6 protein-coding genes, 1 tRNA gene and 1 pseudogene are annotated in these 6513 nt (G+C 72.4%); 2 read left to right on the plus strand and 6 right to left on the minus strand.

Going from position 1 to position 6513, the window contains the following annotated elements:
- The 5 genes and pseudogenes from AC1DY2_RS13075 to AC1DY2_RS13095 all read right to left on the minus strand — a co-directional run.
- Nucleotides 1-956 (minus strand): annotated as a pseudogene (locus AC1DY2_RS13075) (hypothetical protein); the annotation flags it as partial.
- Between the two features lie 531 nt (nucleotides 957-1487).
- Nucleotides 1488-2318 (minus strand): inositol monophosphatase family protein, encoded by an 831-nt coding sequence (locus tag AC1DY2_RS13080; protein ID WP_476762822.1) that lies wholly within the window; start codon nucleotides 2316-2318, stop codon nucleotides 1488-1490.
- A gap of 101 nt (nucleotides 2319-2419) precedes the next feature.
- Nucleotides 2420-2501 (minus strand) — tRNA-Tyr (locus AC1DY2_RS13085).
- A 94-nt stretch (nucleotides 2502-2595) separates the two neighbouring features.
- The gene (locus AC1DY2_RS13090; protein WP_476762823.1) at nucleotides 2596-3252 is read right to left on the minus strand and encodes a PH domain-containing protein; all 657 of its coding nucleotides are present in this window, start codon (nucleotides 3250-3252) and stop codon (nucleotides 2596-2598) included.
- Between the two features lie 18 nt (nucleotides 3253-3270).
- Nucleotides 3271-3435, minus strand: coding sequence for a hypothetical protein (locus AC1DY2_RS13095; protein WP_309974772.1), 165 nt, complete (start codon nucleotides 3433-3435; stop codon nucleotides 3271-3273).
- A gap of 191 nt (nucleotides 3436-3626) precedes the next feature.
- Here AC1DY2_RS13095 and AC1DY2_RS13100 point away from each other — a divergent pair, with 191 nt between their 5' ends.
- A complete protein-coding gene (locus AC1DY2_RS13100; protein WP_476762824.1) occupies nucleotides 3627-4646 on the plus strand; it encodes a LacI family DNA-binding transcriptional regulator in 1020 nt (339 codons plus the stop codon).
- 16 nt (nucleotides 4647-4662) lie between these two features.
- On the opposite strand, the gene AC1DY2_RS13105 is transcribed toward AC1DY2_RS13100, so the two are convergent.
- The gene (locus AC1DY2_RS13105) at nucleotides 4663-5811 is read right to left on the minus strand and encodes an ROK family protein (protein WP_476762825.1); all 1149 of its coding nucleotides are present in this window, start codon (nucleotides 5809-5811) and stop codon (nucleotides 4663-4665) included.
- Between the two features lie 124 nt (nucleotides 5812-5935).
- Here AC1DY2_RS13105 and AC1DY2_RS13110 point away from each other — a divergent pair.
- Nucleotides 5936-6513: glycoside hydrolase family 36 N-terminal domain-containing protein (locus tag AC1DY2_RS13110; RefSeq protein ID WP_476762826.1), on the plus strand; the 578-nt coding region annotated here is incomplete at its 3' end.

Genomic DNA, 6513 nt, shown 5'->3' on the forward strand with positions numbered 1-6513 from the left:
GTGCCGGGAGCACTCCGGTCGGGCGCGGAGGCTGCATCGGGGTCGACTCGCGGCGGGGCGCTCGGAGCGAATCCGAGCAGATCGGACGCGGGCGTCACCTCGGCGGGCAGGCCACGCGATGCGCGGCGGGTCGACGGGGTGGCGGCGGACGGTGCGGACAGGTCGAAGGCGAGCGGTGCGGGAACGACGGATGCCGCGGCCGGGCGGGCCTCGTCGGCGGGCCGTGCCCCGGCCGCGGCCGAGATGGCGGAGGCGAAGCCGGAGGCCGCGCCCGCGACGGCGCTCGAACCCGCTCCGATGGCTGCAGCAGCGCCCGCTGGGGAACCCGGGCGCACCGCGGCGGCTGCGCTCGCGGGTCCACCCGAAATCAGGAAGGCGAGGTCGCCGTCGATGGGCTCAGTCGGTGCGGGGGCGCTGCCCGTTCGGCGCGGGCCGACCGGCATCGGCGGCTCCGCGCTCGAACGGCGTGCGGCCTTCGCCGACTTGCCCTTGGCGGCCTTCGCTGACTTGGCGGCCTTCGGGGACTTGCGGTCGGTCCGGGACTCCCGCGTCGACGACGCGGCGCGGCGGGAGCGGCCACCGTCCGAGGCCTCATCCGAAGCCCCGGCCTCCTCATCGCCGAGCCCCGCGAAGAGGTCGTCGAACCCGGCTCCGCCACGTCGGGAGGGGGCGCGATCGGTGTCGACGCCGGAAACGGCGAAGGCCGAGCTCGGACCGCCGGGGCGGTCGGCCTGCTCGGCCTCGGTGGTGCGGGTGTCGATCGTGGGAGCGGAACGTCGGGGCGTCGGGGCCGGATGGGCGACGGCGGRCTGGGCCGCCGGCGTCGCCGCGGCATCCGAGAGGCCGAAGATGGCGTCGAAGCCCGGCCGCTCGGCCTGCGGGGCGACCGGATGCTGCGCGGCAGCGGCCGGGGCGACGGGAGCCACGTACTGCTGCGCCGCAGCGGCAGGAGCCACGTGATGCTGCGGAGGGCCGGCATGCACGGCCGAGGGGGCGGCGGGGACAACCGCAACCTGCTGCCCGAAGGCGGCGGCCGGAGCCCAGGCCGCCGGTGCGGCCTGCTGAGGCCAACCCGCGTGGTGCGCGGACGCATCGGACGCCGAAGCCGGCGCTGTCCCGGCATCACCGGCACCACCGGCGCCACTGGCACCGCTCGCCCACTGCGCGGCCGTCGCGGCCGACTCGAGACGAAGGGCCTCGGCGGTCTCCCGTTCGCGCAGCTCCCGGCGGGTCAGGGGTCGCTCGGCACGCAGGGGGACCTGAGTGCCTGGCGTGGAACCGTCGGGCACGAGGGGGGACTCGAGCACGTGGAGGATGACCTTCGGCGTAGGGGCGGAGATGGACAGGGAGGTGAGCATCCCGACCGGACGTCGGCGAGATAACGGGTTGGTAAAGACTAACCGTTCTCAGCGGCGATCGCCACGCGGGACCGAGCGATCCGTCGGGCCATCGGGGTCTTCACCGCGGCATCCGCGGAATGACCGGGCTTACGCGTCGAGACCCGCGGCGCGAAGGGCCGCGGTGAGCTCCTCGTAGAGGCCGGGAGCGGCGGCGACGAGCAGCTCGGTGCTCTCCCGGCCACCCCTGGGTCCCGCGACGTGGGCCCCGGCCTCGCGCGCGATGAGGGCGCCCGCGGCGTGATCCCACGCGTTGAGGCCGCGCTCGTAGTAGGCGTCGATGCGCCCGGCGGCGAGCGAGCAGAGGTCGAGCGAGGCGGCCCCGATGCGGCGGATGTCCCGCACCTGGGGCAGCAGCTCGTTGACCACCGCCGCCTGCGCGCGGCGCCGTTCGGCCGAGTACGAGAAGCCGGTGGCGACGAGGGCGGCGGGCAGCGCGACCCCAGCGTTGACCGCCAGCTCACGTCCGGCGAGGCGGGCTCCCCCGCCGGCCGTGGCCTCGAACGTCTCGCCCGACACGGGGTTCACGACGACGCCCGCGAGCGTGGTGCCGCTGACGTCACTGCCGGCCGCGCCCTCGACGACGGCGATGCTGACCGCCCAGGCGGGGATGCCGTAGAGGAAGTTGACGGTGCCGTCGATCGGGTCGACGACCCAGTCGAGGCCGCTCGTGCCGACATGGGTGGCGTCCTCCTCGCCGACGATGCCGTCGTCGGGTCGCGCATCGAGGATGAGCGAGCGGATGAGCGCCTCGGTGTCCCGGTCGACCGCGGTCACGATGTCGGTCGGGCTCGACTTCGTCGCCGCAACGCTGACTCCGGCGCGACGGGCGGTGAGCGCGAACTCCGCAGCCCGTACGGCGATGTCGCGGGCGAGGTCGAGCAGGGCGGCGTTGGCTCCGGATGCGTCGTGCTGGCTCATGTCCATCACGCTACGTCACCCGCCCGGCGTGGTCGCGGGCATGACGTCGATCGGTGAGCCCCCGGAACGACGAAAGCCCCGGATCACCGGGGCTTCGAACGTGGCGAGTGAGGGATTCGAACCCCCGAAGTCGTAGACAGCTGATTTACAGTCAGATCCCTTTGGCCGCTTGGGTAACTCGCCATTCGCACCCGACCGCGTTCTGCACACAACCGGGGGCCTGTCAAGGATACCCGCGAGGTGGCGTGTCGTGAAATCGGCGCCGACGCCCGGGTGATCAGCCCTCCGACCGCCACCACGGCAGGTCGATCGGTGCAGTCTGCGTCGACGTCACGTCCTGCGTCTCAGCGTACGGATCGCGGTACGGCTCGTAGCGCGGTTCACCCGAGGCGGTCGGCTGATCCACCGTCCGATTCAGCGGTCGCCCGCCGCTGCCACGCAGGCCCGAGCGCTGGATGACGCGCTGGATCGTGAGCCCGCGCTGCGTGGGCGAGCCGACGAACCGGATCTCGCGGAGGCCCTGCTCCTGCGCGGCGGACTCGAACACGAAGTGCCCGTAGTTGAAGATGCGGCCGAGGATCGGCGTGTGCACCGAGATGTCGAGGATTCGCGAGATCGGCATGGTCGCCACATGCTGCGACAGGATGCCGTGCACGCGGAACACGCGCATGTTCGTGACGACGAAGCGGTCCATGCGCGCGCCGATGATGCGCCACATGGCGTGCAGCAGCAGCGCGAGGCCGCCGAGCAGCGGCAGCCAGTAGCCGCCCGCCGGGAGCCACAGCAGCAGCGCCATCACCGGGATGATCGCGAGCAGCTCGAGGATGGGGCCGAAGATCGCCGCCCAGTGCTTGGTGACCTCGTCGACGATGACCTCGCCCTCGTCGGCGATCAGGTAGCGCTCGACGCGCGGATCGAGGAACAGCACGCTCACGGGATCACGCTCATGGGGTCAGGTGGCGAGCTTGGTGAAGAAGGTGCCGACGGCCTCGACGCCGGTCCAGACGGCGCCGACGGCACCCTCGACGGCGGTCGCGGCATCCTCGGGCCTGGTGATCAGGTAGAAGAAGGCGAAGACCACGACGAGCGCGATCACGATTCGCTTGACCCACTTCACGCGTTCGTTCCCTTCGACGAGCACAGTGGGCAAGCCGCCCCCCGGTGGGCCGACCCAAGACAAAGACAGGCTCTTGTCTATCGCACGACGGCGCTCGGCGGGAGTCCTCCGCTCGGCGCGGCGCGTCCGAACGGTAGGATTTCCCCGATCGGCCTGGCCGGGAGGACTCGGCATCGCCGGGAATGGGAGCCATGGCCGGCATCGAAGAGGTCGCGAAGCTCGCGGGGGTCTCCACCGCGACCGTCTCACGTGCGCTCAGCGGCCGGGGCCACGTCTCGCCCGCCTCGAAGGCGAAGGTCGTCGAGGCCGCCGCGCGGCTCGGCTACGTCGTCTCGTCGAACGCCTCGAGCCTCGCCTCGGGCCGCACCCGCAACATCGGCGTGGTGATCCCGTTCCTCAATCGCTGGTTCTTCTCGTCGGTGCTCGAGGGCGCCCAGCAGGAGCTGCTGCGCAGCGGCTACGACCTCACCCTCTACAACCTGTCGGGCGACGGCCGCGAGCGGGCGAGCGTGTTCGAGCACTTCCTGCTGCGACAGCGGGTCGACGCGGTGATCGCCGTGTCGCTCGAGCTCACCGAACCCGAGGTGGCGCGGCTGCACGAGCTCGGCAAGCCCCTCGTCGGCGTCGGCGGGCCGATCCCCGGGGTGCGCACGCTCACGATCGACGACGCCGCGGTCGCCCGGCTCGCGACCGAGCACCTCATCGCGCTCGGGCACTCACGCATCGCCCACATCGGCGGCGACCTCGAGTTCGACCTCGACTTCCACCTGCCCACCAACCGCCGCATCGGCTACGAGGGCGCGCTCGCCGACGCGGGCATCGAGCTCGATCCGCGCCTGTTCGCGCCGGCCGACTTCACCATCCGCGGCGGATACCACGCGGCCAAGCAACTGCTGGGGGTGCCGCACGATCGGCCCACGGCGATCTTCGCGGCATCCGATGAGATGGCGATCGGGTCGATCCTCGCCGCGCGCGACCTCGGACTCTCCGTGCCGCGCGACGTGTCGATCATCGGCATCGACGACCACGACCTCGCCGACTTCTTCGGCCTCTCGACGGTCGCGCAGTTCCCGCGCCTGCAGGGCGAGAAGGCGGTCGAGATCCTCATGGAGCAGCTCGAGCCCGAGGCGGATGCCCCGGCGCCGGCCGCGACGCCCCTCCCCTACGAGCTGCGCGTCCGTTCCTCCACGGCCCGGCCGCCCGAGCGCTGAGCCGCCCGACGACGACTCAGGCCGGCAGCCGCAACCGCCCGAGCGCGGCCTGGATCGCGACGGCCGCGGCGCCCCGCGCCCAGGACACGAAGCCGGCGTCGTCGACGGACACCTCGACAGGTGTCGCCTCGGGGTCGCGGTCGGCGGCGAGCGCGGCGAGCGCGTCGTCGCCTGCGACGTTCCACAGCGCCATGCCCTCGCCCGAGAGCACGATCGTGTCGACCATGGCCAGGTTGGCGATGAGCGCCATCATGCGTCCGAGGGCGCGGCCCGCGGCGGTCGTGATCGAGACGGCGAGCGGATGCCCCTCCGCGGCCAATCGCAGCACCTCGTCGTAGTCCACCTCGTGCCCGAGCGCGATGCCGAGCTGCGCGGTGATGCTCGGGATGGAGAGCATGGCGCCGGAGCATCCGCGATGCCCCTCGGGGCACATCGGTCCGTTGGGGTCGAGCGGCAGGTGGCCCCCGAGGCCGAGGCCCGAGTCGGGCGTGGCGATGACCCGGTCGTGCACCACGAGCCCGTACCCGACGCCGGCGCCGATCGTCACGACGGCGAAGGAGTCGCGTCCGCGCACGGCGCCGAACCACTGCTCGGCGGTGGTGAGCGCGGTCACGTCGTTCTCGACGGTGACGGGCACGCCGACGCGTGCTTCGAGCAGGTCGGCGAGTGCCACGTCGCGCCAGCCGAGGAACGGCGCCCGCGTCACGATGCGCTCGCCGGCCACGTTGCCGCCGATGCTCACGCCGACGCCGCCGAGGTCGCCGCCGCCGGCGTCGCGGAGTTCGGCGAYGACGTCGGCGAGCACCCGCACGACGCCGTCGACGTCGTGGCCCTCGAGTGATCGCTCGGCGGTCGCCACCTCGCCGGCCCGCAGGTCGGTGACGGCGCCGAACACGTGGTCGCCGGTGACCTTCATGCCGACGAAGCGACTGGTGTCGACGGCGACGTCGAGCGGTCGCGCCGGTCGCCCGATCGACCCCTGCACGGTCTCGGATGCCTCRACCAGGAGTCCGCGATCGAGGAACGGCTTGCTGAGCCGGGTGAGGCTCGCCGGTGAGAGCCCGAGCCGTCGGCCGAGTTCCGCCCGCGAGATCGGCCCGTGGATGAGCACCTCTCGCGCGAGATCGCGGGCCGAGGCGCTCACCTCGATCGGCTGCTCCGCCATCGGTATCCTCCCGTGTTCGTTTCATTGTGGCATGAAGCATGCGACCATCGGCCCTTCGACCAGCCACTGAACAACTGGATCAACCCGGTTGACAACGTAGTTCTTTCTATCGTAGAAAGAACTCATGCAACGCCGCCCCGGGCTCGTCCACCTCCGCAACGGAGGGACCAGCGTCATCCTCGACGCCCGCCACACCGCGCTTCCCGCGATCGTATTCTGGGGCGAGGACCAGGGCGACCTCTCCGAGGGCGAACTCGCGGCCGTCGGCACGGCGGCCCTGCCGCAGCGGGTGTCGGGCGGCCTCGACCAGCCGGCGCCGCTCACGCTCATCCCGCAGGAGTCCTCGGGCTGGCTCGGCACCCCCGGCCTGATCGGCCACCACGACGGCCGCAACTTCTCGACCAAGCTCGTCACCGCGTCCGTCGACGTCGACGCGGCCTCCGGCACCGCCGTCATCAGGGCAGCGGATGCCGCGGCCGGCCTCACGGCCACGATCACCGTCGAGGTCACCGCATCGGGCCTCCTCCGCCAGCGCATCACCCTCGAGAACACCGCCGCCGAGCCCTACTCGCTCCTCGCGCTCGCGCCGACGTTCCCCGTGCCGGGCGACCTCGACGAACTGCTCGACACCACCGGACGGCACCTGCGCGAACGCTCGCCGCAGCGCCACGCGTTCACCATCGGCACGCACGTGCGCGAGAG

It is taken from the genome of Agromyces sp. P1_H4 (assembly GCF_056405255.1).

Bases quoted from the DNA above. Each gene is read 5' to 3' on its own strand.
- AC1DY2_RS13080 (WP_476762822.1), bottom strand. From the start codon at position 2,318: ATGAGCCAGCACGACGCATCCGGAGCCAACGCCGCCCTGCTCGACCTC.
- AC1DY2_RS13100 (WP_476762824.1), top strand. From the start codon at position 3,627: ATGGCCGGCATCGAAGAGGTCGCGAAGCTCGCGGGGGTCTCCACCGCG.